This is a genomic window from Streptomyces sp. B93 (genome assembly GCF_018070565.1).
GTDB lineage: Bacteria > Actinomycetota > Actinomycetes > Streptomycetales > Streptomycetaceae > Streptomyces.
Map to the genome: position 1 here is coordinate 55,451 of NZ_JAGPXL010000034.1, position 24,306 is coordinate 79,756.

Consider the following 24,306-nt stretch of genomic DNA (forward strand, 5'->3'; position numbering starts at 1 on the left):
TCAGCGGTGCTCGTGCACCCAGGCGGCCAGCTGGGCGCGTGAGCTGAGCCCGAGCTTGGCGAGGACGCGGCTGACATGGGTCTCGGCGGTGCGGCGGGCGATCACCAGGGTGGCCGCGATCTCCTGGTTGCCCAGCCCCGCCGCGACCAGATCCGCGACCTCGCGTTCCCGCCGGGTCAGCGAGGTGTGCGCGTACGGCAGCGCGGGCGGCTCGGTCGGCACCGCCTCCTGGAGCGCGTACGACAGGGTGCCGTCGAGGGAGAGGGCCGCGCCCCGCCGCACGGCACGCTCGTAGGCACGGGCGGGCAGGGCCGCCCGGGTGTCCCGCTCGCACCGGTCGTGCGACTCCCGCATGAACGGCGCCACGAACGACGCCCCGCCGACGGACTCCCACAGCGAGCGCAGCGCGCCCAGGAGGCAGGCGGCGCGCTCCGGGTCGCCGTCGTCCGCCGCGCTCCAGGCCAGCACCTCCACGCACAGGGCGATGCCCCACCGGTCGCCGAGCGGCCGCAGCAGCCGTACGGCCTCCCGCGCGAGCGTGTCGGCCTGGCAGCGGTCGCCGAGCTGGCGGCGGACCAGCGCCTCGGCGAACAGGGCGTCCCCGCGGATCCAGGACTCGCCGTGCGCGGCGGTGAGCGTCTGTGCCTCCCGGCACAGGGCGAGGGCCCGGTCGTGGTGCCCGAGCAGCGTCTCCATGACGGCCCGCTTGAACGCGCACTCGGCCACCCCGACGGGGTCACCGGCCGCCCGGTGCCGGGCCAGGGGCCTCCTCGACGAGGACGGCGGCACGCTCCGGTTCACCGCCGAAGAACGCCAGCAGGGCGCGGTGGTGCCGGGCCCACGCCGCCGCGGCGGCGTCCCCGGCCCGCTCCGCCGCCTCCTCGTACGCCGCCACCGCGGCGTGCGCCACCCCGTGGCCCCGCATCACCGCGAGGTAGGCGTACGTTCCCAGCGCGGCGAGCCGCTGCGGACCACCGGCGTCGCCGTCCCCGGCCGCGAGCAGCCGTCGCAGCCAGTGGCTGCCCTCGGCGAGGGCGCCGTGCCCCATCCAGTAGTGGTGGGGGAGAGAGGCGAGTTCGAGGCCCGCGGTCGTCTCACCGGGTGTGGTGAGGCAGAAGTCGAGAGCGGCACGGAGATTGGCGTGGTCCCGGCGCAGCCGGGTCAGCCAGGGGATCTGCCGGGGGCCGAACCACTCCCGCTGGGCGCGGCGGGCGAGGGCGAGGACGTGGTCGCGGTGGCGGCGCCGGTACCGGTCGGCAGCGTCGGCGCCGGTCTCGGCGAGCCGCTCCTGCCCGTACTCCCGTACGGTCTCCAGCATCCGGAACCGGGCCCGCCCGTCCTCCTCCCCGGCCGGGACGCGGCTGAGCACTGACTTCTCGACCAGGGTCTGCACCAGGCCGGCCACCGTGTGCCCGGGCAGGTCGGGCGCGCCGCACACCTCCTCGGCCGCCTCCAGGTCGAAGCCCCCCGCGAACACGGAGGCGCGGGCCCACAGGAGGCGCTCCCGCTCGGAACAGAGGTCGTAGCTCCAGTCCATCAGCTCCCGCAGGCCCCGCTGCCGGGGCGGCACGACCGCGCTGCCGCCGGTGAGCAGGGCGAAGCGGTCGTCCAGGCGGTCGAGGAGTTCCCCCGGGGTGAGGGCCCGCATCCGCGCGGCGGCCAGTTCGAGGGCGAGGGGCAGTCCGTCGAGGCGGTACAGCAGCCGGCCCACTGCGGGCGCGTTGCCGTCGTCGATGCGGAAACCGGGCAGTACGGCGGCGGCGCGTTGCTGGAAGAGGAGCGCGGAGTGGCAGTCGCCGAGTTCGGCGGCGGTCGTGGCGTGGTCGGCGGGCGGCACCGGCAACGGGGCGACCGGACAGGTCTGTTCGCCGGGGATGCCGAGGACGTGTCTGCTGGTGGCCAGCGCGCGCAGGCCGGGGGCGGCGCGCAGCAGGGCGTCGAGGACGGTGGCGCACACGTCGGCGAGGTGCTCGCAGTTGTCGACGACGAGCAGGACGCGCTTGGTGGCGAGGTGCTCGGCGAGCAGGTCGAGGGTGAGCCGGGCGCTGTGGTTGCGCAGCCCGAACGTGGCGGCCACGGTCTCCACCAGCAGCCCCGGGTCGCGCAGCCCGGCCAGTTCGACGACCCGCACCCCGTCGCGGAAGGCGCGGCCCACGGCGGCGGCCACCTGGAACGCCAGCCGTGTCTTGCCGACGCCCCCGGCCCCGGTCAGCGTCACCAGCCGGGAGCCCGACAACAGCCGCCGCACTTCGGTGATCTCCTCGCGCCGCCCGACGAAGGGCGTCACCCCGGCGGGTATCCGGCTGGCCCTCCCCGGCCGCTCGGCAGCTCGCATGCGGCCCAACCTATCGGGGCGCCGGCAAACCGTTGGACACGGCCGTCGCGGCACTCGGAGACTCCGCCCCATGCGCAGTTACCGAGATCTCTTCCGCACCCCGGAGTTCACCCCGTTCCTGCTCTCCTTCGGCGCCTCGGCGGCGGCCCAGACCATCGGCTCGCTGGCGCTCGGCACGCTGGTGTTCCGGGCCACCGGTTCCCCGCTGCTGACGGCGCTCAGCATGTTCGGGCCGCAGCTGGCGCAGTTGGCGGGGGCCGCGGTGCTGCTCTCGGCCGCCGACCGGCTGCCGCCGCGCGCGGTCCTGACCGGTCTGGCCCTCGCCTTCGCCACGGCCACGGCGGTGCTGGCGCTGCCGGGGCTGCCGGTGTGGGGCGTCTTCGTCGTCCTGCTGCTCGAGGGCCTGGTGGCGTCGCTGGGCGGCGGGGTGCGCGGCGGACTGCTGAACGAGGTGCTGACCAAGGACGGTTACGTCCTCGGCCGTTCCGTCTACAACATGCTCTGGGGCCTGACGCAGGTCGCCGGTTTCGCGACCGGCGGCGCGCTGCTGACCGTGCTGTCGCCGCGGACGTGTCTGCTCCTGGCGGCGGCGCTGTACGTGCTGTCGGCCCTGGTCACCCGGTTCGGTCTCACCGCCCGCCCGGCGCGCGCCGAGGGCCGCCCGTCCTTCTCGGCGACCTGGCGCACCAACGCCGTGCTGTGGTCCACGAGGTCCCGCCGCCTCACGTACCTGGGCTTGTGGGTGCCCAACGGCCTGGTCGTCGGCGCCGAGTCGCTGTACGTCTCCTACGCTCCCGGGGCCGCCGGGACGCTGTACGCGTGCGCGGCGCTGGGCATGTTCGCGGGCGATCTGGCCGTGGGCCGTCTGGTGCCGCCCGCGCTGCGGCCCCGGCTCGCGACACCGCTGCGCCTGCTGCTGGCGGTGCCGTACCTGTTCTTCTTCCTGCGGCCGGGGGTGGCGGTGTCGGCGGTGGCCGTCGCCGTCGCCTCGGTCGGTTTCGCGGCGGGCCTGGTCCTCCAGGAGCGCCTGATGTCGCTCACTGCGGACGACCTCACGGGGCAGGCCCTCGGTCTGCACGCCACCGGGATGATGGCCTTCCAGGGCGTCGGCGCCGCCGCCGCGGGCGGACTGGCCCAACTGACCAGCCCGGCCACGGCGATGACCGTGATGGCCTCCGGGTCGGTCGCGGTCACCCTCGTCATCGCGGGGCTGGGCGCCCGTCCCGAACCCGCGCGCACCGTCCGCGTCGCGTACGCCGATAATGCCGATCGGCCGAGCAGCCGACGAGGGGGAGAGAAGACACCATGACGACCGGTCGGACGGACGGCACCACCAGCACCCGCGTCGGGGTCTACGTGGCCCATCCGCGTCCTGGCAGCTTCAACCACGCCCTGGCCGCGGCCGTCACCGCGGAACTGCGCGCACGGGGCTGCGAGGTGACGGTCCGCGACCTGTACGCGGAGGGCTTCGACCCGCTGCTGACGGCGGCGGAGACGGCCACGGTGGCCTCGGTACCCGACGCCGAGGACCCGCTGGTGGCCCGGCACCGGGCGGAGGTCGCCGGACTCGACGCGCTGGTCCTCGTCCACCCGAACTGGTGGGGCATGCCGCCCGCCGTCCTCACCGGCTGGGTGCAGCGCGTCCTGGTCCCCGGCGTCGCCTACAAGCTCGGCACGGCGGACGGCGAGCCCACCGGCCTGCTCAGGGCGGGCCGCGCCCTGGTCCTGAACACCTCCGACACCCCCGCCGACCGGGAGGAGCGGGAGTTCGGCGACCCGTTGCAGCGCGTGTGGGCGGCCTGCGTACTGCCGTACGTCGGTGTCACGGACGTACGGCGGAAGGTGTTCCGCACGGTGACGGACTCGACGGCCGGGACGCGGGAGGGGTGGCTGCGGGAGGCGCGGGCGCTGGCGGCGGACCTGGTGGGCGCCCTCAGTCCTTGATCACCAGTGCCGGGGTCCCCATGGTCAGCACCTCGCCCCGGAAGAACGCCGGGCTCCGGCGCCGCATGCCGGCCATGAGGGCCGCGCCCAGCAGGAGCAGGCCGACGCCGATGACGAAGACCGAGCCGACGCCGAGGACCGAGGAGCCGCTGCCGTAGGCCGGGTCCCACATGTCGTGGAGGGTCTTGGCGAAGACGGCCGTGAGGAGGATGCCGCCGAGGACCGGGAAGACGCCCTTGAAGAGGGTGTCGCGCGGGGTGCGGGTCAGCTCGGCGCGGAAGTACCAGGCGCAGGCGAAGGCGGTCAGCGCGTAGTAGAAGCAGATCATGAGGCCGAGGGCGTAGATCGTGTCGATCAGGACGTGTTCGCTGACCAGGGTCATGACCGTGTAGAAGACGCCCGTCGCGATGCCCGCGGCCACCGTGGCGCGGCCCGGCGTCCGGAAGCGCTCGTGGACGCGGGCGTACGACGCGGGCAGCGCCTCGTACGTCGACATGGCGAGGACCGTGCGCGCGACCGGGATGAAGGTCGTCTGGAGGCTGGCGGCGGCCGAGGCGAGGACGGCGACGAAGAGGAGGATGCCGAGGGCGTTGCCCATGACGGGGCCCGCGAGGGCAGCGAAGACGTTGTCGGAGGTCTCCGGGTTGGCGAGGCCGAGTCCCTCGGTCCCGGTGCCCACGGCCATCTGGGCGGCGACGCCGGTCAGCAGGTAGGAGCCGACCAGGACGACCATGGCGATGAGCGCGGCGCGGCCGGGGGTGCGGTCGCTGCCGACGGTCTCCTCGTTGGTGGTGAGGCAGGTGTCCCAGCCCCAGTACATGAAGATCGACAGGGAGAGGCCCGCGGTGAACGCCGCGAACGAGCCCACCTCGAAGGGGTTGAGCCAGGACCACGAGAAGTCCACCCCGCCGCCGGGGAGCACGCCCGAGCCCGCCTTCTCCACCGCCATCGCGACGAACAGGACCAGGACGGCGAGCTGGAGGGCCACCAGCGCGTACTGGACGGACTTCGTGGTCGTCATGCCCCGGTAGCTGATCGCCGTCGCCGCCGCGATCAGCAGCAGGCAGGTGGTGATGTGGACCGCCTTGTTGCCGTCCAGGGCGGCGACCGAGTCGCTGCCGGTCAGCTCGCCCGCCAGCAGCCAGAAGTACGACGTCGCCACGCCCGCCAGGTTCGACAGCACGATCACCGTGGCGATGACCAGCCCCCAGCCGCACATCCAGCCGACGTGCGGGCCGAAGGCCTTCACCGTCCAGGTGAAGGAGGTGCCGCAGTCGGGCACGGCCCGGTTCAGCTCCCGGTAGGCGAAGGCGACCAGCAGCATCGGCAGGAAGCCCGCCAGGAAGATGGCCGGCATCTGGAGGCCGACCTCGCCCGCGGTGGAGCCCAGGGTGGAGGTGAGGCAGTAGACGGGGGCGACGGTGGACACACCGATGACCGCGCTGCCCATCAGGCCGACGGAGTTGCCGCCGAGGCCCTTGCCGCGCACGTCCTGCGCGTTGTCGTCGGCCTGGGGTGGCCGTATCGCCGTGTGTGTCATGACAGGGGACAGTAAATGCTGCGATTTCCACACGGGTGACGCAGGCGAGCATCTCGATCCACCTTATATTCACAGGCGAATGAGGGCCAATTACCGATGAAATCGCGACCGCGGAGGCGCCACCGCCTGTCGCCTCAAGGTCATCCGGCGGGCATCGCGCATACGGGAACCGCAACCCGGTCCGGAATGCCCGGTTCCGAATTTCCCTGGTGACCTGCGTCACAGGTGGCGGCGCCGGGCACGCGGGACTTCACTGGATAAGCACGGGGCCTCACCGGACAGGCACGAGGCCTCACCGGACGAGGACGTGGCCGAAGGACGCGGGAGGCGACATGGCGTACCGGAAGCGCTGGGCCGCGGGTGCCACCCTGGCCGCGGTGACGCTCGCGGGCACCGTCCTGACGGGCTGCTCCGACGGCGACGGCGAGGACTCCCCGGCCCGGTCGGTCAGCGAGGCCGCGTCCGCCGTGGAGTCGGCCGCGTCGAGCGCCACCGACGCCTGGGCGTCGGCGACGGCGGAGGCCGGGCGCAAGCTCGACGACATCCGCGACGGCGTCAACGTCAAGGACGACGTGCGGCTGGGCTCCACGGCCACCGACGGCGACGGCCGCACCACCGTCGTCCTCACGGTGGAGAACACCGCCGGGTCCGAGAAGTCCTTCGCCGTGCTGGTCGAGTTCGAGGGGTCCGACGGCGGGTTCCAGGACGCGGTCCTCGTGCAGGTGCCCGACGTGCCGTCCGGTGAGACGGCTGAGGCCACCGCCCGCAGCTCCCACGACCTGTCCGGTGAGGTGAGCGCGGAGGTGGCGAGGGCGGTGCGGTACTGATGGCCGTGGGGGAAGCCCACGGGACGCTCCAGGACCGTCCGGCGCAGTTCACCGAGCGGGACTACACCGCCCGGATGGCCAGGGCCGCCCGCGACGCCCTCGACGCCGGACTCGCCGGACTGCTCCTCACCACCGGCCCCGAACTCGTCCGGCTGTGCGGCCACCGCCCCCGCGCGGCGACGGGACGGCTCACCCTCCTCGTCATCACGCCCGAGGCGGAGCCCAGGCTGCTCGTCCCCGCGACCGAACGCGCCGCCGCCGAGGCGTCCCCCGGCGCGGGCGCCGTACGGATCACCGACTGGCGCGACGGCCAGAACCCGTACTCGGCGGCCACCGGACTGCTCCGCCCCAGCGGCCACTACGGCGTCTGCGAGATGACCTGGGCGCTGCACCTGGAAGGGCTGCGGGAGGCACTGCCGCTCGCCGGCTACCGGCCGCTGGCCGCCGTGCTGCCGCTGCTGCGCGCGGTCAAGGACGACCACGAGGTGGCCAGGATGTCCGCCGCGGGCGCGGCGGCCGACGCCGCGTACGCGGAGATCCTGTCGGCCCGGTTCGCCGGGCGCCGGGAGACCGACGTGGCCGCCGAGCTGACCCGGCGCCTGCGGGCGCACGGACTCAGCCAGGTCGACGTCGCCGTGGTCGGCTCCGGGCCCAACGGCGCCGACCCCCGGCACACCGCCGGGGACCGCGTCATCGAGCCCGGCGACATGGTCGTCCTCGGCCTCGGCGGCCTCAAGGACGACTACGGCTCCGACACCACCCGCACCGTCCACGTGGGCGAGCCCACCGCCGAGGAGCAGCGGATCCACGACGTGGTGCACGCCGCCCACCGGGCCGCGCTGGCGGCGGTGCGGCCCGGCGTGCCCTGCCAGGACGTCGACCGGGCCGCCCGCACGGTCATCGAGGAGGCGGGCTACGGCCCCTACCGCGTCCCCTGCACCGGCCACGGCATCGGCATCAGCACCGACGAGCCGCCGTACCTCACCGAGGCGGAACCGCACCCCCTGCTGCCCGGCATGTGCCTCGCCGTCGAACCGGCGCTGCGGCTGCCGGGCCGCTTCGGAGCCCGCCTGGAGGACACCCTGACCTGCACGGAGACCGGCGCCCGCCCCCTCAACCGGGCCTCCCACGAGCTGGCGGTCGTCGCCTGAGCCCGCGGGCGGTTCAGGCGAGCCAGGCCGTGGTGTCCGGCCCCAGCAGCCCGCCCGCGGCCAGCGGCGCGCTGCTGAGCAGCGGCTCGCCCGGGGGCAGCGGTACGGGGTCGGCGGAGAGGTTGGTGACACAGCGCCAGCCGTCGTGGCGGGCGAAGTGCAGCACGCCGGGCGGGGCGTCGTCCGCCCAGGTGAGGTCCTCCCCGGCGAGGAGCTTGCGGCGCAGTTTCAGGGCCGTGCGGTACAGCTCCAGGGTCGAGCCCTCCCGCCCGTCCTGCGCCTCGACGGCGTACTGCGCGAACCGCTCCGGCTGCGGCAGCCAGGCCCCGCCGGGCCCGAAGCCGTACGACGGTCCGCTCGTCGACCAGGGCAGCGGCACCCGGCAGCCGTCGCGGCCCTTGCGGACCCGGCCGGTCTGCTCCCAGATCGGGTCCTGGAGCACCTCGGTGGGCAGGTCGGCGACCTCGGGCAGGCCGAGTTCCTCGCCCTGGTAGACGTACGACGAACCGGGCAGCGCCAGCATCAGCAGTGTCGCGGCGCGGGCCCGGCGCAGGCCCGCCGCCTCGTCGATCCCGGGCGCGTGGCCGCCGGACAGCAGCCAGGCGTTCTCGTCGGTGCCGGGCGGGAGCATCAGCCGGGAGGCGTGCCGGACGACGTCGTGGTTGGAGAGCACCCAGGTGGCTGAGGCCCCGGCGGCGCGGGCGTCGGCGAGCGAGGCGGTGATCAGGGCGCGCAGTTCACCGGAGTCCCAGGGCGCTTGCAGGTACTCGAAGTTGAAGGCCTGGCCGAGTTCGTCGGGGCGGGCGTAGAGGGTGCGGCGGGCGCCGGGCACCCAGGCCTCGGCGACGGCGGTCCGCGGCGGGGTGTAGGCGTCGAGGATCTTGCGCCAGTCGCGGTAGATCTCGTGGACCTCGTCGCGGTCGTAGAAGGGGTGGGTGCCGGGGGCGAAGTCGGCGAGGGCGGCCTCGGAGCTGAGTTCGGGGGCGCCGAGGTCGCGCAGCGGCTCGTCGAGGTCCTTGGCGAGGGCGTGGGCGACGTCGACGCGGAAGCCGTCGGCGCCCCGGTCAGACCAGAACCGCAGGGTGGTCCGGAAGTCGGTGCGGACCTCCTCGTTGGCCCAGTTGAGGTCGGGCTGCTCGGGGGCGAAGAGGTGGAGGTACCACTGCCCGTCCGGGACCCGCTGCCAGGCGCTGCCGCCGAAGACGGACTGCCAGTCGGTGGGCGGGAGTTCGCCGTGCGGGCCGCGGCCGTCGCGGAAGACGTACCGGTCGCGGGCGGCGGAGCCGGGTCCGGCGCGCAGCGCCTCCTGGAACCAGACGTGCTGGTGGGAGGTGTGGTTGGGCACCAGGTCGACAATCACCTTCAGGCCGAGGCGGTGCGCCTCGGCGGCCATGGCGTCGAAGTCGTCGAGGGTGCCGAGGCGTGGGTCGACATCGCGGTGGTCGGCGACGTCGTAGCCGCCGTCGGCGAGTTCGGAGGGGTAGAAGGGGCTCAGCCACAGCGCGTCCACGCCGAGGGCGGCCAGATGGGTGAGGCGCTGGGTGATGCCCTTGAGGTCGCCGAGCCCGTCGCCGTCGGCGTCGGCGAAGCTGCGGGGGTAGACCTGGTAGATGACGGCCTGCCGCCACCAGTCGGGGTTCCGGGGGGAGAGGTCGGGGGTCCGTGCGGTCACGCGATCGATCTCCTCTTGCTGTTGCTCGGCCTGCGGGCGACAGGAAGAACTCTGTCCACATCGCCGGAAAAGTGAACCTGGTCACGCTGCGTCGCGTTGCGTCACGTTGCGCCGCCTTGCGGAGGAGATCTCTTCGAATGCGGCGGAAACGCGCTCGGGATGCGAAGGAATCATGAAGTCCGTTTGCGTTGCCGCAGGTTGACAGGTAGTCGGGGACAGGACAACGATGGTCCTCACTGTGGCCCATGTGACCAGTGGGCCCGGTGTTTCTCAGACCATTCCCGGCCCGACCAGCCGCAGCCGTGCCCGTCTCCCGCTGCCGGCTCCCGCTGCCGTCGCCCGGGTCTTGCACACCTTCAGATGGGATCCGCATGTCCATAGCGAGACGTGTCACCGTGCGACGCCTGCTGGGGACGGGCGCCGCGACCCTCGCCCTCTGCGCCGCCTCCGCCTCCGCCACCGCCTGGGCCACCGGCTCACACGGCGGCGGCGACGGCTGGGGGTCCGGCGGCAGCTACAAGCCCGGCACCGGCGCGGGCACGCAGACCGCGACCGACCGCTGCCAGTTCTCGCTCGACGGCACGGCCTTCTTCGACTCCGTCAAGGTCGACGACCAGAACCTCAAGCCGGGCGCCGACGGCAAGGTCCACATCACCGTCCGCGCCGCCGGCGGCGCCACCAGCTGCACCGCCTCCCTCGCCTCCTACCTCGCCCACGGCGCCACCTTCGCCACCTCCGGCGAGCAGGTCTTCGTCGACTTCGACACCGTCACGGTGAAGCCCGGCGCCACCGACACCCTCGACATCGCCGTGCCCGACGCGGGCTGCTTCGCGCAGGTCGACCTCTACCGGGGCGCCGTCAAGTTCGACGGCCTGCTCGACGCGAACGACGGCTTCGAACACGGTGAGCTGCCCAAGGGACCGGACCGGCCGGTCATCAAGGACAAGCTGATCGCCGCCTGGAACGGCGGTACGAAGGACTGCACGACCGAGCCGACGCCCGAGCCGTCCACGCCGGACGAGACCGAGGACGAGGGCACCCCGACGCCGACCCCGACCGAGGACGAGGGCACACCGTCGGAGGAGGCGCCCACCCCGACCCCGACGGAGGCCACCGACACCCCGTCGACGGACGCGCCGACGCCCAGCGCCAGCGAGTCCAGCGCCGCCCCCGCCCCCAGCACCAACGGCGGCGACGGCGACCTCGCCGAGACCGGCGCGAGCAGCACGACCGGCCCGATCGCCCTCGGCGCGGCGGTCCTGCTGGCGGGCGGCGCGGCCATCGTCGTGACGACCCGCCGCCGCAAGGCGCGCGCGTAAGGCTGACGGAGGCTTCGCGTCCCCTGGGGCGCGGGACTGTGACACCATGCGGCTCCGCCGCGTGGGCGCGACCAGCCACGACGAACCCGCGGCCGGTCACACACCCGCGCCCCCTACGCCCCCTCCACCACCTTCAACCACAACCGCACGTACCGCTCCACGTCCACCCCCAACGCCACGTCCACCAAAGGCCGTTCACGGCCGAGCCCGTGCACCTCGGCCTCCCCCTCCCGAGCCCGCCGGTCGACCACCGTCTGCCCCCGCGTGGGCCCCGGCGCCAACGCGACCTCCACCGGCAGCGCCGCCGTCGTCAGCCCCGCCGGATCGACCACCGCGCACACCGCCCCCGCATCCCCGAGCCCCCCACTCGGCGTGGGATCCCCGGACGCCGCCGGATCGCGGTGCGCGAGCAACTCCCCCGCCATCCGCAGCGCGGGCTCCGCGCTCGCCCGCAACCGCCGCACATCCGCGCCCGGGACGACGACCCGCCGGAACACGTCGAGGCCGTACATCGTGATCGGCACCCCCGCGGTGAGCAGGATCGCCGCGGCCTCCGGGTCGTGCCACACGTTGAACTCCGCGACCGGCGTCGCGTTCCCCGTCTCCACCGCCCCGCCCATGAACACGATCCGCTCGATGTTGCGGACCACCTCCGGGTGGGTGCGCAGCAGCAGGGCGATGTTGGTGAGCGGCGCGGTCGGCACCAGCGTCACCGGGCGCGGGGAGGCGAGGATCTCCCGCCGCAGCAGGGTCACCGCGTCCACGTCGACCGGTACCCGGGTCGGCGCGGGCAGGCCCAGGTCGCCCATGCCGTCCTCCCCGTGCACGTGCCGGGCCACCCGCACCGGTTCGATCAGCGGCCGTTCGGCGCCCCGGGCGACCGGGACACCGGGTGCCCCGGCCTGTTCGAGCACGGTGAGGGTGTTGCGTACGACGCCGTCCACGTCGGTGTTCCCGGCGACACAGGTGACCGCGCGCAGGTCGATGCCGGGGTGCCGGACGGCGAACAGCAGGGCCAGGGCGTCGTCGACGCCGGTGTCACAGTCGATGATCACGGGGATGGACTGACCGCTCACGGCGGGCTCCTCTGCGTGGGGCTCCTCTGCGTGGGTACGGCCCGACCCTACGCAGCCCCTCACCCGGACGGCCCGTCGAACTGGTGGACACGGGGGGACGGTGGTCCCGTGTGAGCAGGCCCCCCGCCAAGTCCCCCCGGAGGCACCCTCGATGACCCGACCCCCGGCCGCCGCCCGTGTCGTCCTGGCCGTCGCCCTCCCGGCGGCCGTACTGCTGGCCACGGGCGCCTGTGCGGGCACCGGGGACCGGGACCCGGGGACCGCGCACAAGGCGCCCGCCTCCACCCCCGCCTCCCGTGCCACCCGCCAGTCGGCGCCCGCGGACCCCGCCACCGCGCCCGCCCTCAGCACCGCCCAGGCCCGGGCCGCCCTGGTCACGGAGACCGACCTGGGAGAGCCGTGGGTGCCCACCGAGGGCGCCGCCACCTGGCGGGACGGCTACCTCAAGGCGAAGGCCGCGGCGGGCACGCCCGCCGACTGCCAGCGTCTCCTCGACGGCCTCTACACCGACGAGCTCCTCGGCGCTCCCCCGCGTGCCGTGGTCGGCCTGGACGACAGCTACACCGGGGCCCAGCTGCGCCACCAGATCACCGCCCAGCGCGCCGCGGATGTCGACCGGACACTCGCCTGGCTGGCGACCCTGCCGGAGAAGTGCGGCGAGTTCCGGGCGCGGACCGCGGGCGGCACCGTCGAGCAGGTGCGGGTCTACGACGCCGCGCTGCCGGACGCCGGGGACGCCCGCCAGGGCCTGCGGCTCACCCTGACCCCGGACACCGGTGACGAGGAGGAGACCCTGACCCTGGACGTGGCCGTCGCCCGGGTCGGTGACGACGCGTTCACCGTCACCAACGGCGGGCTGGACGTCGTATGGTCCGAGATCACCCAGTCCGTCACCGAGCTGGGCGCGGACCGCCTGGCGACGGTGCGCAGGCAGGGCCGGGCGGAGATCTGAGCCTCTCCGAGCGGCCCTAGGGACGCTCCTCGTCGAACCGTGTGCGGTGCGCGACCACCTCGTGGGCCGCGCCGAGGATGGTGCGGCCCTGCGCGAAGGCGTGCGCCCGCAGCCGGGCCAGGGCCTCGTCCGCGCCGATCCCCAGCTGGGCCATGATCATGCCGGTGGCCTGGTAGACCTCGTCGTGGTCGGTGGCCAGCTCGGTCAGCCAGAGCCCGTCCCCGCGCCGCCCGTTCTCCTCCTCGTACGGCAGCGCCATCAGCGCCACCGTCATCACCGCGGCGATGGCGTGCGCGGTGTGCAGCTCCCGGGGCGCGAGTTCGCCGGGGGAGTCGCGGTACAGGTCGAAGGTGCCCAGGCAGCGGGCGGCGGCGCCGAGCGGCAGCGCGTACACCGCCCGCACCCCGGCCTCCGTGGCCTGCTGGGCGAAGACCGGCCAGCGGTGCGGGTCGGGACCGGCCGTGAGGTCGGGGGCCAGCACGGGCGTGCCGGTGCGCGCGGCGTCCAGACAGGGGCCGTCACCGAGCGTGGCCTGGATATCCATCAGGTACGCCGCACGCGAGTCGCTCGCCCCCAACGGCACCGGCAGGCCGTCGCCGCACAGCGACACGCTCGCGCCGGTCACCGGCAGCACCCGGGCCGCCACCCCGCACAGCCGTTGCGGCACCTGTGCGGGCGCGGCGCCCCGGACGCCCTCGGCGATGGCTTCGACGGGGTCGTCGTGCCGTCCTCGCCAGGACTGGGGATCGTCCGAGCCGGGCACACCCTCCTCCTCCGGTCGTCGGCCTCTCGGGCCCTTGGGGGTCCGGACGGACGCGCCGGAAGCGGACCGGGGACAGGACACGGCCCGCGGCAGCGCACCCGCCCGGAAACGTGGCCCGACTACCCGTGCCGCCCGCCCCGAAACCGCCGTTCGGCCGACCTTCCGGGGGCCCTCACATACGGCTCCGGCTCACCGTTTCTCGTACGGGTTCGCCGGTTCCGTCACCGTCTCCACGTCGGTGGCGTCCAGCACCGGGGGCCACGCCTCCTCGTCGCCGAGAGCGCCCTCGGGACGCCAGGTGCCGGTGACGGTGACCCAGCTGTCGGTGGGAGGGGCGGTCACGCCCCGGACCTCCGCCTTGGCCGTGGCGGCGTCGGCGGCACAGCAGGCGACCGAGAGCCGGGTGAGGTACCAGGTGCCGTCGCCGTCCCGCGTGACGAAGCCGGTCATACGGACGGTACGGCCGCTCAGCGACCGCTCGCTGTCGTAGATCGCCCGGGACGCGAACTCCCCCAGGGTGAGGTCGACCGGATCCCCGGCGGCCAGCCCGGGAAACGTCCCGACCCCCTGCGCCGCCCGCTGCGCCGCCTCCCGCTCCGCGCTGTAGGAGCCGAGGGCGGGCGGCGGGAAGAGCAGGAGGGCGAGGGCGGGGAGGGTGAGCAGCCAGGCGACACGGGGGCTGTGGCCATGGCTGTGACCATGGCCCTGATCCTGATCCTGATCCGGATCATGACCGTCGCCGTCCTCCTCGCCGTCCGGGCGGCGCGCGGCGACGACCGCGAGCACCGCCCCCAGCAGCACCAGCGCCACCCCCGAGACCACGAGGTAGGGCCGCAGCCCCGGCTGTACGTACCGCAGGTACAGCTCGCTGAAGAGGGAGATCCGCAGCACCGCGGCCCCCGTGAGGAGCAGCAGCAGCGGCCCCCCGTACCGACGCGCGCTCACAGCAGCCACCACCCCACGACAACACTGCTGGCCACGGCCACCACCCAGGTCACCGCCGAGAACCGCACCGCGAAGGCCCGCCCGAAGGTCCCGGCCTGGAGGGCGATCAGCTTCAGGTCCACCATCGGCCCGACGACCATGAAGGCCAGCCGCGCGGTCGGCGAGAAGCCGGTCAGCGAGGCGGCCACGAAGGCGTCGGCCTCGCTGCACACGCACAGCACCACGGCGAGGACGGCGAGCAGCAGCACCGACAGCCAGGGGGAGTCGGTGAACAGCTCCAGCACCGAGCGCGGCACGGCGATGTTGAAGGTGGCGGCGGCCGCCGCGCCGACGACGAGGAAGCCGCCGGCGTGCAGGAAGTCGTGCTGGAGCCCGGCGGCGAAGGCGCGCGGGCCGGTCAGCCCGGCCGGCTCGGACCGCCGTGGCGGCCGAAGCCACCGCTCCCGCCCGAAGCGGACCCACAGCCACCCCATCACCACGGCCGTGGCGAGCGAGGCGACCAGCCGGCCGAGGACCATCTCCGGCTGGCCGGGGAAGGCGATGGAGGTGGCGACCAGTACGACGGGGTTGATGGCGGGCGCGGAGAGCAGGAAGGCGAGGGCGGCGGCCGGGGCGACCCCGCGGCGCATCAGGCTGCCGGCGACGGGCACCGAGGCGCACTCACATCCCGGCAGGACGACTCCGGCGGCGCCCGCGACGGGGACGGCGAGGGCCTGGTTGCGGGGCAGCAGCCGGGTGAAGACCCGCTCGGGCACGAAGGCGCCGATGGCCGCCGAGACGACCGTGCCGAGCAGCAGGAACGGCACGCCCTGCACGGTGATCGCGGTGAACACGGTCCACCAGGCGGCGACGGCCGGGGTGTACAGGTCCAGGGCCACCATGGGCCCGAGCACGGAGGCGACGGTCGCGATGGCGACCAGCGCGGCACCGCCGACCACGGCGTAGACGACCGCCCGCACCCCGAGCCACAGCCCGTCGCCGATGGTCCGTTGCTGCTGCTCCCGCACGCGCCCGTCCTGCCGTTCGATGTGTCCCGCGCAGGCTAGCCGGTGCGGCTGTGCCCCGGCTGGGGGAGGTCACAGGGGCGGCTGTGCGGGCGCGGGCCCCAGCGTGGTGTGGCCGGGCGCCGTACGGTGTCCGAGCCCGGTCCGGTAGGCGTCGAGTGCGGCCTCCACCCGCCCCGTCCGCCGGAACAGGTCGCCCAGCAGTCGGCACAGGTCGGCGAGGTCGGCGGCGGCGCCCGCGCGTTCCAGGAGGCTGAGGGCGCGGACGTAGTGCTCCTCGGCGGTGTCGGTGTCGCGGGCGTCCTCGGCGATGATGCCGAGGAGGCGGTGGGCGGCGGCGGAGTGCAGGGCGCCGCGTTCGGAGGTGAGGTCGCTGATCACCTCGTGCAGCAGCGCGGCGGCCTCCTGGGACTTGCCGCGGCGGTGCAGGACGTCGGCGAGTTCGACGGTGGCCTGGCTGTGGTAGAGGGCGGCGCGCTTGGCGGAGAGCATGCGGCGGGCCTCGCGCAGTTCCTGCTCGGCGCGTTCGTAGGCCCCGTTCTGGGCGTGGAGGTAGCCGCGCATCCAGTGGCAGTTGGCGAGTTCGGTGCGGATCTGGAGCTGGCGGTACAGCTCGGAGGCCTTGGCGAGGGAGGCGTCGGCCTCGTCGGTCCGGCCCTCGGCGATCATGGTGCGGGCGACGGAGCGGTGCATACGGGCGACGAGCGCGAGGTCGCCGGCCTGCGGGGCGAGCGCGAGGGCGAGTTCGGCGGCCTGCGCGGCACGCGCGTGAGCGCCCATGTCCATGTAGGGAGCGATGACACCGCTGTAGAGCAGCAACAACGCGTCGGGATCATGCATCCCGGTCCGGTTCAGCTCATCGAGGGTCGACTCGAACAGATAACAGGAGTACCGCAGTTCCCCGGCGAGGTAGTGGGCGACGGCCCGCCCCCGCAGGGCGGGCACCCGGGCGGGCAGCGGCGCGTCCTCCCCGAGCCGCGCCTCCGCCTCCTCGAACCGCTGCCGTGCGGTCTCCAGGTCGCCCGTCTCCAGGGCGCACTCCCCGAGCCCGAGCAGCGCGTCGGCCTGCTCGGCGACGAGCCCGTGCCGCTCGGCGTCGTCGAGCAGCTTGGTGAACTCCGCGGCGGCGGTCTCCGTCTCGCCGGTGGCCAGGGTGCGCTGGGCCTCGGTGAGCTTCAGCCGCAGCTCGGTGGCGTACCCGGTGGGCCGCCCGGTGGCCAGCTCCTCGTACCCCACGCCGAGCCGTTCGGCGATGTGCCGCAGGGCGGGCTCGGAGGGCCGTACGCGCCCGGCCTCCAGGGTGGAGATGTAGGCGGGCGTGTAGGCGGGCTCCGCCAACTGCCGCTGGGTCAGCCCGAGTTCCGTCCGCAGTTGTTGCACTCTGCGTCCGATGATCTCGGGGTCGTCACGCTCGGCCATGCGGTAAGCATGCCAGTAAGCCGACTTACGCCTGCCGTTTTACTTGAACTGCCCAAGCATCCCTTGCGGTTGACGCGCCGAGCCCCTACGTTAAGCGGCACGTTAAACCCGCTTAATCACACGCTGTCACCCCTGAACGTCACCGCCCCGTCACCCGCTGCCGTCGCCGTGCGAGGTCCCCGTGCTCCGAGACCTGCTCGCCCGCCACGCCCGCCCCCTCACCGCGGCCCTCCTGGCCATCGCGTCCCTGATGACAGCGGCGAACGCGCTGCCACTGCGCTGAACCTCACCCCGCCTGGAGCTGCCGCAGCTGTCGGTGCACGTCGGCCAGGGCGCCCTTGTGGCTGCCCGGTACGCGCAGGCGCAGGTCCGCGAGGGCCGGGCCCAGTTCGCGGGCGCGGGTCGGGTCGGTGATGCGGCCCCACTGGTGGTGGGCGCGGTCGACGGCCGTCTCGACGGCGGGGGTGTCGGGGGACTGGCCGACGGCGAGGCGGGTGGTGGCGATGGTCAGCCAGGTGTGGCAGCTGCGGGGCGCGTCGCCCGCGAGCATCGCCAGGTCGGCGCGGACCTCCGTCCAGTGCAGCACCTCCTCGGTGCCGGGGCCGTGCGCGCGGACGGCGGCCTGTTCGCAGCGGGCGGCGAGGGCGTCGGCGTCCGCGTGGCGGCCGGAGCGGACGGCGGCGCTGATCGCGGCGTGCGGGTCGCCGGGCAGCGGCGGGGCGGAGGTGAGGACGAGGGAGGCGGCGGTCGCGGGGTCGTCCGCGAGGCGGGAGAGGGCCTGCTGGTGGAGGTGTTCCAACGGAGGGCGGTGGCCGCTGCGGAGGATGGTCGCGACGGCCTTCATGTACGACGGTGACGCGGGCGTGCGGCGGTGCGGCGGGGGCGGGGCGATCCGGCCGTAGACGGCGGTGGAGCGTCCCGTGTCGAGCGGGGTGCCGTGCAGGTGGGACCAGGCGTCCGGGTCCGCGTGCAGGTCGGCCAGCAGGGTGGTGGTGTCGGGGGCGCGCAGCCGCAGTTCCTCGCGGAACCAGTGCCAGGGGAACGCCGTGTAGCGGACCGTGGCGGGGGTGGTGCGGGCCAGGGACAGGTGCGGCAGGCGCTGGCGGCGGTCCAGCTGGAGCTGCCCGGTGACGTAGACGGTGAGCGGGCCGGGCGCGGCGGCTGCGGCCCGCAGCCGGGTGAGGACGGCCTGCGGTTCGAGGGGGTCGGCCAGTTCGACGACATTGGCGGTGTCCGTCCCGGCCAGCACCCCGGGCGGTACGGCGGCCAGTACCGGAAGCACCGCCGCCGCGTCGACCAGCCGCCCCCGGCCCGTCGGCGAGGCCGCCAGCAGCAGCACGGTTCCCGGCATCGTCCCCTCCCCTGTCGCTCCCCGCGTCGATCACGTACGGCAGCACGGTAACCGGTGCGCCCGCCAACCCCGTAGGCCACCGGCAGGTCAGAGCGGGCGTCGGCGCACCGCGAACACGGTGGTGTCGTCGGCGAGACGGCCGCCGCAGTGCCGCAGCGTGCCGTCCCGTACGAAGGTGACCAGCCGGCGCGGGCGGGCCACCCTCGGGTCCTGGGCGACGGCCTTGGCCACCTCCCGCGCCAGCGGGTAGAACGCGCCGCGGCCGTCCCGGGCCTCCGTCACCCCGTCGGTGGTCAGCAGCAGCGTCTCCGCGGTGGAGACGCGCACCGTGCGCACCGGAGGCGGCTGGCCGTCGGGGCGCGCGAGTTCGCCGAGCCCGAGCGGGAGGCCGTCCCCCGGGGGCAGCTGCCGTACCTCCCCGTCGTCGCCGACCACCAGCGGCGGGTCGTGGCCGAAGTTGACGACGTCCACGCTGCCGACCGCGTCGGGCGGGAAGCCCAGCAGCACGGCGGTGGCGAAACGGTCGCCGTCGGCGCGGCCCAGCGCGGCCTGGTGGTCGCGGTGGCGCCGCAGCCGGGTCTCCAGCCGCCGGGCGACCGTGCGGAGGTCGGGCTCGTGGTACGCCGCCTCCCGGAAGGTGCCCAGCAGCGCGGCGGCCGTCTCCACCGCGCGCAGCCCCTTGCCCTGCACATCACCGAGGAGGACCCGGGTGCCGTACGGGCCGGGCTGGATGTCGTAGAAGTCGCCGCCCACCCGGGCATCGCTGTCGGCGGCGAGGTAGACGGCCGCGTGGTCCAGGCCGCCCCAGTCGGACGGCATCGGGCGCAGCAGGGTGCGGCGGACCGTGTCGGCGATGTCCGCCATGTGCAGCGCCCGTGCCTCACCGCGCACCCGGACCACGCACGCCGCCGTCGCCAGCACCCCGCCGATCGCGGCGAGCACCAGGTCCGCGGGTCCGGCCTGGTGCTGCGGGGGCAGCTGGCTGTCCACGGCGACGTACGTCATCGGTGCCAGGACCGCGTACACGACCGTGCCCCACACCCCGCAGATCGCGGCGGCGATACCGGGGACCAGCACCAGCCAGGAGATCATCCGGAAGTCGGTGGTGGTGTGGATGTCGACCATCACGATGCCCAGGAGCAGCACCAGCGGCGGCAGCCAGGCCACGCTGCGACCGCGCACACGCAGCATCTGCTGGCGGCGCAGGCTGTCCCGCCGCCGGGCCTGCGGATACCGGTCGAACAGGCTCTGGCCCCCGCCGCCCCCGCTCACGGACCTGGGGCTGGTCATGCACCTCAGCGAAGCACGGGGGCGCCCGCCCCGCACCCGGCCGGGCCGCCGACTTGCCGGTCGCTGTCGGCAGGTGTGCCCTGGAACCCCGGGGCAACCCGGGGGCGAGGAGAGGAAGGAGTGCTCCCATGGCTCACGCGGCACCCACGCCCCGTCGGCTGACGGCCGGCGACCGCGCCACCAGCACCGCCCTGCCGGACGTGTTCAGCGCGCGCACCCACATGATCGTCAGGTGGACCCTGACCATCGCGTCGGGCCTGATCGTCGGCTACTGGGCAGCGGCCAACCGGCGCTCCGGCGGCCCCATCACCGGCTGGAACCTGCTGTTCGGCTTCACCACTGCGGTCGCGTTCATCGTGCTGTGCGCCGCCGTCCTCTTCGTCACCTCGCGGATGCGGCGCGAGGTGCACGCGCTGACCTGGGCGGTCTTCCTCGGCGGCACGTTCGGCTTCGTGTACGCGCAGACCGACAAGACCGCGTTGCGCTCCGCCGTCATGGCCGCGGCGATCGGCGCGGTGGTCTTCGTGGTGCTGTTCTACCGCTACTACACGCACGAGGACGCGGAGGGCCATCGCACCCCTTGACGGGCTGACGCCCACCTGACGGGCTGACGCTCCCTGACGGGCTGACGCTCCCTGACGGGCTGACGGGAACGCGGGCCCCGGCCGCTCGGGCCGGGACCCGCGTTTCTCCCTCATCCCTCCACAGGAGGTCAGCGGCCCCAGTAGGGGTCGTTCCAGTGGTGCCAGCGCCCGTCCTTCCACTCCGGACAGGGGTCGGCGCAGTTCGGCACCCCGCGGTCGGTGTCGACGAACGCGGCGCTCGCCCACGCCTCGGTACCGGTGAGCCAGTACCAGTACGGGTTGCCGTTGACGCTCTGCCCACGGACCTTGCACTCGACGCGGTCCACGGTGCCCGGCGCGAGCCGGTCCACCACGGCCGAGTGGGTCGTGGGCGCCGCACGCACGTTGAGATCGGTGCGGGAGACGATGGTGCCCCAGACCGGACCGCCGGATCCTCGTCCCTCGGCGTAGCTGGGCTGTGCCGGGGGTGCGGCCGCCGCCGTGGTGCCCGCCGCCGTGGCGGCGAACGTCCCGCCGGTGAGCAGGGCCGCGGTCAGGGTCCGCAGGGCCAAGGTGGTGCGCATGATCAGCCTCCTTCTCCCCAGCACCAGGAAACACCCGTTCGGGTGAAGCCTCCACCGGAGAGCGGAAACCCCAGCTCGGGGCGGGTACGGGCGCGGTGACCGCCCGTTCGGTACGACGCCCGGTCCGGCACCCACGACCCGCGCGGCCCGACCGCCGGTCCGACACCACCGCCGGTGCCGCGCCACCACGGTGCGCCACAACCGCCCACTCGACACGACCGCCCACCCGGCAGCCACCGCACGCCCGGCACACCCCCCAACCCGGCAGCCACCACACTCCCGGCTAGCCACCACACCCCCGGCTAGCCACCGCAAGCCTGGCACCACCGCCCGCCCGGCTAGCCACCGCCCGCCCGGCGCCACCGCCCGTTCGGTGCCGCCGTCGCCGCCATCCGTACGCGTCCCGCTGGCACCGCCCCTGCCCCCGGGCTTGCCTGGGGAGATGCAGCTGCCCAAGCCCGCACGCCCGCGCCCCCGTCCGCGCCTCCGGAGCGCCCTGTCCGCCGCCCTGGTCGCCCTCGCCTGTCTGCTCGCTCCGTTCGGCGCGCTGGCCGCCTGGGCGGCGTACGGGCTGGCCGACACCGGTCGCTATGTGCGCGCGATGGCGCCGCTCTCCAGTGATCCGGCGGTCCGCGCGGCGGTCGCGGACACCGTCGGCGACGGCCTCGAACAGCGCGCCGACCTCGGCGCCATGACGCCCTACGTACGGTCCGCGGTGCGTTCCTTCACCCACACCGAGGCCTACCGCGCGGGCTGGGACGCGGCGAACCGCGCCACCCACGACGCGGTGCTGCGCGCGCTGCGCGACGGCCACGGCGACGGACGGCCCGTCACCGTGGACCTCGCCCCGGTCGCCGACCGCGTCAAACGCCAACTGGCCGAGGACCACGTCCCGTTGGCCGACCGCATCCCGGTCGAGCACACCCGCGTCGCGGTGCTACCGGCGGCGGCCGTGGACCGGCTGCGGAAGGGGTACGACATGCTCGAGGTCGCCGCGTTCTGGCTGCCCTCGACGGCGGTCGGGCTCGCCGTCGCCGGGATCGCGGTCGCCGCCCGCCGACGCCGGGCCCTCACCGCGACCGGTCTCGGCACCGCCCTCGGCGGCGCGCTGCTCGGCGTCGCGGTCGCGATCGGCCGTCACCTCACCGTCGCCGGGGTCCCGGACGACCTGCACCGCCCGGCCGCGGGCGCCGTCTACGACGCCCTCACCGCCACCCTGCGCACGGCCTCCTGGCTGCTGTGCGGCCTCGGCCTGGCGGTCGCCCTCGCCGCCTGGCTCACCCGCTTCGACCGGGTCCGGAACCTGCCACGCCGCCCGCGAGGCCGGCGAGCGTCACCAGCGCCCGGCCCAGTTCCTCCTCCGGAGCCGACGCGAGCCCGAGCCTGACCGCGTCCGGGGCCCGGCCGGGGTCCACGGCGAAGGCGGGGCCCGGTGTCACCGCGATCCCGCGCTCCGCCGCTGCCGCCGCGAAGGTGTCGGCGCGCCACGGCGACGGCAGCTCCCACCAGGCGTAGTAGGCGCGCGGATCGCAGCGCAGCACCCCGGTCCCGGCCAGCGCCCGCCGCACCAGCGCCTGCCGCCGGGCCGCGTCCGCACGCTTGGCAGCCACCAGCCGCGCCACCGTCCCGTCCCCGATCCACCGCACGGCCGCCTCCAGCGCGAACCGGCCCGCGCTCCAGCCGCCCGACCGGATGGCGTCCGCCACGGCGTCGACCCGCTCCGGCGGTACGACGAGCAGGCCGACGGTGAGCCCGGGGGCGACACGTTTGGAGAGCCCGTCGACGAGGTGGGTGAGGGCGGGGGCGTGGCGGGCGAACGGCTCCTGGCCCTCGTACCCGTCGTACAGGAAGGACCAGATGCGGTCCTCCACGACCGGGATGCGCAAGGCGGTGACGACGGCGGTGAGTTCGGCCCGCCGTGCGCCGCTCATCGTCGTGGAGGTCGGGTTGTGCAGGGTCGGCTGGAGGTAGAGGGCGGAGAGGGGGGCGCCTCGGTGGGCGGCGGCGACGGCGTCCGGGCGCACTCCGCCGGCGTCCATGGCGAGCGGGACGAGGGTGTGGCCCAGCCGCCCGGCGATCTCCTTGACCAGCGGGTACGTCAGCTCCTCCACCCCGACCCGGCCGCCGGGCCGCACCAGGGAGGCGAGGGCGGCGGCGATGGCCTGGCGGGCGTTGCCGGTGAACAGCACCCGCCCCGGGTCGGGGATGCCGAGCAGCGCGGCGGCGGCCTCGCGGGCGGCGGCGGTTCCGGTGGCGGCGGCGGGCCGCAGCGCCCCGGTGAGGACGTCGGGGCGGAGCAGGGGCGCGAGGGCGGGGGCGAGCAGTTCCGACTGGCCGGGCACGGACGGGTAGTTGAGCTGGAGGTTCACGGGGGTGGCGGGGCCCGTCGGCTCGACCAGGGGCCGCCCGTCCGCCGCCGGGGCGTGGGCGCGTACGAAGGTGCCCCGGCCGACCTCGCCGACGACGAGACCGCGCCGTACGAGTTCGCCGTAGGCCCGCCCGGCGGTGGACGCGGCGATCCCGTGCCGTCGCGCGAACGTCCGCTGCGGAGGCAGCCGCTGGCCCGGCCCCAGCCGCCCGGAGGCGATGTCGGCGGCGATGCGGTCGGCGATCCGCCGGTAGTCGCGGTCCCTCATGGACTCCTCCTTCCCGGGATCGGTTCCGGGATTGCACCGAGGGCAAAGATTTTATTGCACCGAGGAGTTGGCCGACCCTAGGGTCGCTCACATGACCGCGAATCCCGCATACCTCTCCTACGACGACAAAGGCGACGCCTCCGACCCCTCCCGGCTGCCCCTCGTCCTCGTCCACGGCCACCCCTTCGACCGCACGATGTGGGCACCGCAGATCGAGGCCTTCGCCCCCGGACGCCGGGTCGTCGCCCCCGACCTGCGCGGCTACGGCGCCTCCCCGGTCGTCCCCGGCGTGACCCCGCTGTCCCGCTTCGCCGCCGACATCGAGGAACTCCTCGACGCCCTAGCCGTCGACACCTTCGTCCTCGCCGGTCTGTCGATGGGCGGCCAGATCGCCATGGAGTGCCGCGCCCGCCTCGGCGACCGCGTCCGCGGCCTGGTCCTCGCGGACACCTTCGCCGCCCCGGAGACCGAGCGGGGCAGGCGTGACCGCAACGCCATGGCCGACCGGCTGCTGCGCGAGGGCATGCGCGGATACGCCGACGAGGTGCTGGACCGGATGGTCGCCCCGTACGCCGACCCGGCCGTCCGCGCGCACGTCCACCGCATGATGACGGCGACATCCCCCGAGGGCGCCGCGGCGGCCCTGCGCGGCCGGGCCGAACGCCCCGACTACCGGCCCCTGTTGGCGAGCCTCCCGGTCCCGGCCCTGGTCGTCGTCGGCGCCGACGACGCCTACACGCCCGTCTCCGACGCCGAGTCGATGCACGCGGCCCTCCCCGACTCCACCCTGCACGTCATCGAGGGCGCGGCCCACATGCCCAATCTGGAGCGGCCTGCGGAGTTCAACCGCGCGCTGGGGGACTTCCTGGCGAGACTGGAGGGGTGAACGGTGAACAGGAGGGGGCCGGGGCGGTCCCGCGGAGACGGGGGTGGGC

Annotated in this window: 22 protein-coding genes; 9 read left to right on the plus strand and 13 right to left on the minus strand. The window is 74.7% G+C overall.

Annotation, left to right across the window (positions count from 1 at the left end; translation table 11 throughout):
- On the minus strand, positions 1–801 hold the full coding sequence (locus KBY47_RS37280; RefSeq protein ID WP_308405298.1) for a helix-turn-helix transcriptional regulator: 801 nt from the start codon (positions 799–801) through the stop codon (positions 1–3).
- A complete protein-coding gene (locus KBY47_RS26755) occupies positions 737–2,335 on the minus strand; it encodes an AAA family ATPase (RefSeq protein WP_247695279.1) in 1,599 nt (532 codons plus the stop codon). Before KBY47_RS26755 ends, KBY47_RS37280 begins: the two co-directional genes overlap by 65 nt.
- A gap of 70 nt (positions 2,336–2,405) precedes the next feature.
- On the opposite strand from KBY47_RS26755, the gene KBY47_RS26760 reads away from it, so the two are divergent.
- Together KBY47_RS26760 and KBY47_RS26765 are read left to right on the plus strand one after the other, a co-directional pair.
- A complete protein-coding gene (locus KBY47_RS26760) occupies positions 2,406–3,644 on the plus strand; it encodes an MFS transporter (RefSeq protein ID WP_247695280.1) in 1,239 nt (412 codons plus the stop codon).
- Entirely contained in the window at positions 3,641–4,279 is a 639-nt protein-coding gene (locus KBY47_RS26765; protein ID WP_210925217.1) for an NAD(P)H-dependent oxidoreductase, read from the plus strand. The genes KBY47_RS26760 and KBY47_RS26765 overlap by 4 nt, the downstream gene beginning before the upstream one ends.
- Here the strand turns inward: KBY47_RS26765 and KBY47_RS26770 are convergent.
- Positions 4,269–5,819 (minus strand): APC family permease, encoded by a 1,551-nt coding sequence (locus KBY47_RS26770; RefSeq protein WP_210925219.1) that lies wholly within the window; start codon positions 5,817–5,819, stop codon positions 4,269–4,271. The genes KBY47_RS26765 and KBY47_RS26770 overlap by 11 nt on opposite strands.
- Positions 5,820–6,151: 332 nt before the next feature.
- Between KBY47_RS26770 and KBY47_RS26775 the strand changes: the two genes are divergently transcribed.
- On the plus strand, positions 6,152–6,646 hold the full coding sequence (locus KBY47_RS26775) for a hypothetical protein (protein ID WP_210925221.1): 495 nt from the start codon (positions 6,152–6,154) through the stop codon (positions 6,644–6,646).
- A complete protein-coding gene (locus KBY47_RS26780) occupies positions 6,646–7,797 on the plus strand; it encodes a Xaa-Pro peptidase family protein (protein ID WP_210925223.1) in 1,152 nt (383 codons plus the stop codon). The genes KBY47_RS26775 and KBY47_RS26780 overlap by 1 nt, the downstream gene beginning before the upstream one ends.
- Positions 7,798–7,810: 13 nt before the next feature.
- Here KBY47_RS26780 and KBY47_RS26785 read toward each other — a convergent pair whose 3' ends face one another.
- Positions 7,811–9,469: a glycoside hydrolase family 13 protein gene (locus KBY47_RS26785; RefSeq protein WP_210925226.1), complete on the minus strand. Its 1,659-nt coding sequence runs from the start codon at positions 9,467–9,469 to the stop codon at positions 7,811–7,813.
- Between the two features lie 371 nt (positions 9,470–9,840).
- Between KBY47_RS26785 and KBY47_RS26790 the strand changes: the two genes are divergently transcribed.
- On the plus strand, positions 9,841–10,788 hold the full coding sequence (locus KBY47_RS26790) for an LAETG motif-containing sortase-dependent surface protein (RefSeq protein WP_210925228.1): 948 nt from the start codon (positions 9,841–9,843) through the stop codon (positions 10,786–10,788).
- A gap of 113 nt (positions 10,789–10,901) precedes the next feature.
- Here KBY47_RS26790 and KBY47_RS26795 read toward each other — a convergent pair whose 3' ends face one another.
- Positions 10,902–11,864 (minus strand): nucleoside hydrolase, encoded by a 963-nt coding sequence (locus KBY47_RS26795; RefSeq protein WP_210925230.1) that lies wholly within the window; start codon positions 11,862–11,864, stop codon positions 10,902–10,904.
- Positions 11,865–12,015: 151 nt separating this feature from the next.
- Between KBY47_RS26795 and KBY47_RS26800 the strand changes: the two genes are divergently transcribed.
- Complete coding sequence (locus KBY47_RS26800) at positions 12,016–12,816, plus strand: hypothetical protein (RefSeq protein WP_210925232.1); 801 nt, start codon at positions 12,016–12,018, stop codon at positions 12,814–12,816.
- Positions 12,817–12,832: 16 nt separating this feature from the next.
- Here KBY47_RS26800 and KBY47_RS26805 read toward each other — a convergent pair whose 3' ends face one another.
- The 6 genes from KBY47_RS26805 to KBY47_RS26830 form a co-directional block, all read right to left on the minus strand.
- Positions 12,833–13,579, minus strand: coding sequence for a GAF and ANTAR domain-containing protein (locus tag KBY47_RS26805; protein ID WP_210925234.1), 747 nt, complete (start codon positions 13,577–13,579; stop codon positions 12,833–12,835).
- A 189-nt stretch (positions 13,580–13,768) separates the two neighbouring features.
- Complete coding sequence (locus KBY47_RS26810) at positions 13,769–14,524, minus strand: TIGR03943 family protein (RefSeq protein WP_308405299.1); 756 nt, start codon at positions 14,522–14,524, stop codon at positions 13,769–13,771.
- Complete coding sequence (locus KBY47_RS26815; protein WP_210925238.1) at positions 14,521–15,531, minus strand: permease; 1,011 nt, start codon at positions 15,529–15,531, stop codon at positions 14,521–14,523. Before KBY47_RS26815 ends, KBY47_RS26810 begins: the two co-directional genes overlap by 4 nt.
- A gap of 69 nt (positions 15,532–15,600) precedes the next feature.
- Positions 15,601–16,947 carry a helix-turn-helix transcriptional regulator gene (locus KBY47_RS26820; protein ID WP_210925240.1) on the minus strand — a complete coding sequence of 449 codons (1,347 nt, stop codon included), beginning with the start codon at positions 16,945–16,947 and terminating at the stop codon, positions 15,601–15,603.
- Between the two features lie 286 nt (positions 16,948–17,233).
- Positions 17,234–18,298 (minus strand): hypothetical protein, encoded by a 1,065-nt coding sequence (locus KBY47_RS26825; protein ID WP_210925242.1) that lies wholly within the window; start codon positions 18,296–18,298, stop codon positions 17,234–17,236.
- Between the two features lie 87 nt (positions 18,299–18,385).
- Positions 18,386–19,588, minus strand: a complete 1,203-nt coding sequence (locus KBY47_RS26830) for a PP2C family protein-serine/threonine phosphatase (protein ID WP_210925244.1) — start codon at positions 19,586–19,588, stop codon at positions 18,386–18,388.
- Positions 19,589–19,716: 128 nt separating this feature from the next.
- Between KBY47_RS26830 and KBY47_RS26835 the strand changes: the two genes are divergently transcribed.
- Complete coding sequence (locus KBY47_RS26835; protein WP_210925246.1) at positions 19,717–20,172, plus strand: hypothetical protein; 456 nt, start codon at positions 19,717–19,719, stop codon at positions 20,170–20,172.
- 128 nt (positions 20,173–20,300) lie between these two features.
- Here KBY47_RS26835 and KBY47_RS26840 read toward each other — a convergent pair whose 3' ends face one another.
- Positions 20,301–20,735, minus strand: coding sequence for an SH3 domain-containing protein (locus KBY47_RS26840; RefSeq protein WP_210925248.1), 435 nt, complete (start codon positions 20,733–20,735; stop codon positions 20,301–20,303).
- Between the two features lie 442 nt (positions 20,736–21,177).
- On the opposite strand from KBY47_RS26840, the gene KBY47_RS26845 reads away from it, so the two are divergent.
- Complete coding sequence (locus tag KBY47_RS26845) at positions 21,178–22,122, plus strand: hypothetical protein (RefSeq protein ID WP_210925250.1); 945 nt, start codon at positions 21,178–21,180, stop codon at positions 22,120–22,122.
- On the opposite strand, the gene KBY47_RS26850 is transcribed toward KBY47_RS26845, so the two are convergent.
- Positions 22,013–23,371: a PLP-dependent aminotransferase family protein gene (locus KBY47_RS26850; RefSeq protein WP_210925252.1), complete on the minus strand. Its 1,359-nt coding sequence runs from the start codon at positions 23,369–23,371 to the stop codon at positions 22,013–22,015. The genes KBY47_RS26845 and KBY47_RS26850 overlap by 110 nt on opposite strands.
- 91 nt (positions 23,372–23,462) lie before the next feature.
- Here KBY47_RS26850 and KBY47_RS26855 point away from each other — a divergent pair, with 91 nt between their 5' ends.
- Positions 23,463–24,257, plus strand: coding sequence for an alpha/beta fold hydrolase (locus KBY47_RS26855; protein WP_210925254.1), 795 nt, complete (start codon positions 23,463–23,465; stop codon positions 24,255–24,257).
- Positions 24,258–24,306 lie beyond the last annotated feature (49 nt).

Excerpts from the sequence above, each read along its gene's own strand:
- KBY47_RS26775 (WP_210925221.1), top strand. The coding sequence starts at position 6,152 with ATGGCGTACCGGAAGCGCTGGGCCGCGGGTGCCACCCTGGCCGCGGTG.
- KBY47_RS26765 (WP_210925217.1), top strand. The coding sequence starts at position 3,641 with ATGACGACCGGTCGGACGGACGGCACCACCAGCACCCGCGTCGGGGTC.
- KBY47_RS26845 (WP_210925250.1), top strand. The coding sequence starts at position 21,178 with ATGCAGCTGCCCAAGCCCGCACGCCCGCGCCCCCGTCCGCGCCTCCGG.
- KBY47_RS26760 (WP_247695280.1), top strand. The coding sequence starts at position 2,406 with ATGCGCAGTTACCGAGATCTCTTCCGCACCCCGGAGTTCACCCCGTTC.
- KBY47_RS26825 (WP_210925242.1), bottom strand. The coding sequence starts at position 18,298 with ATGCCGGGAACCGTGCTGCTGCTGGCGGCCTCGCCGACGGGCCGGGGG.
- KBY47_RS26820 (WP_210925240.1), bottom strand. The coding sequence starts at position 16,947 with ATGGCCGAGCGTGACGACCCCGAGATCATCGGACGCAGAGTGCAACAA.
- KBY47_RS26790 (WP_210925228.1), top strand. The coding sequence starts at position 9,841 with ATGTCCATAGCGAGACGTGTCACCGTGCGACGCCTGCTGGGGACGGGC.
- KBY47_RS26835 (WP_210925246.1), top strand. The coding sequence starts at position 19,717 with ATGGCTCACGCGGCACCCACGCCCCGTCGGCTGACGGCCGGCGACCGC.
- KBY47_RS26780 (WP_210925223.1), top strand. The coding sequence starts at position 6,646 with ATGGCCGTGGGGGAAGCCCACGGGACGCTCCAGGACCGTCCGGCGCAG.
- KBY47_RS26850 (WP_210925252.1), bottom strand. The coding sequence starts at position 23,371 with ATGAGGGACCGCGACTACCGGCGGATCGCCGACCGCATCGCCGCCGAC.
- KBY47_RS26755 (WP_247695279.1), bottom strand. The coding sequence starts at position 2,335 with ATGCGAGCTGCCGAGCGGCCGGGGAGGGCCAGCCGGATACCCGCCGGG.
- KBY47_RS26770 (WP_210925219.1), bottom strand. The coding sequence starts at position 5,819 with ATGACACACACGGCGATACGGCCACCCCAGGCCGACGACAACGCGCAG.
- KBY47_RS26855 (WP_210925254.1), top strand. The coding sequence starts at position 23,463 with ATGACCGCGAATCCCGCATACCTCTCCTACGACGACAAAGGCGACGCC.
- KBY47_RS26830 (WP_210925244.1), bottom strand. The coding sequence starts at position 19,588 with ATGACCAGCCCCAGGTCCGTGAGCGGGGGCGGCGGGGGCCAGAGCCTG.
- KBY47_RS26800 (WP_210925232.1), top strand. The coding sequence starts at position 12,016 with ATGACCCGACCCCCGGCCGCCGCCCGTGTCGTCCTGGCCGTCGCCCTC.
- KBY47_RS26840 (WP_210925248.1), bottom strand. The coding sequence starts at position 20,735 with ATGCGCACCACCTTGGCCCTGCGGACCCTGACCGCGGCCCTGCTCACC.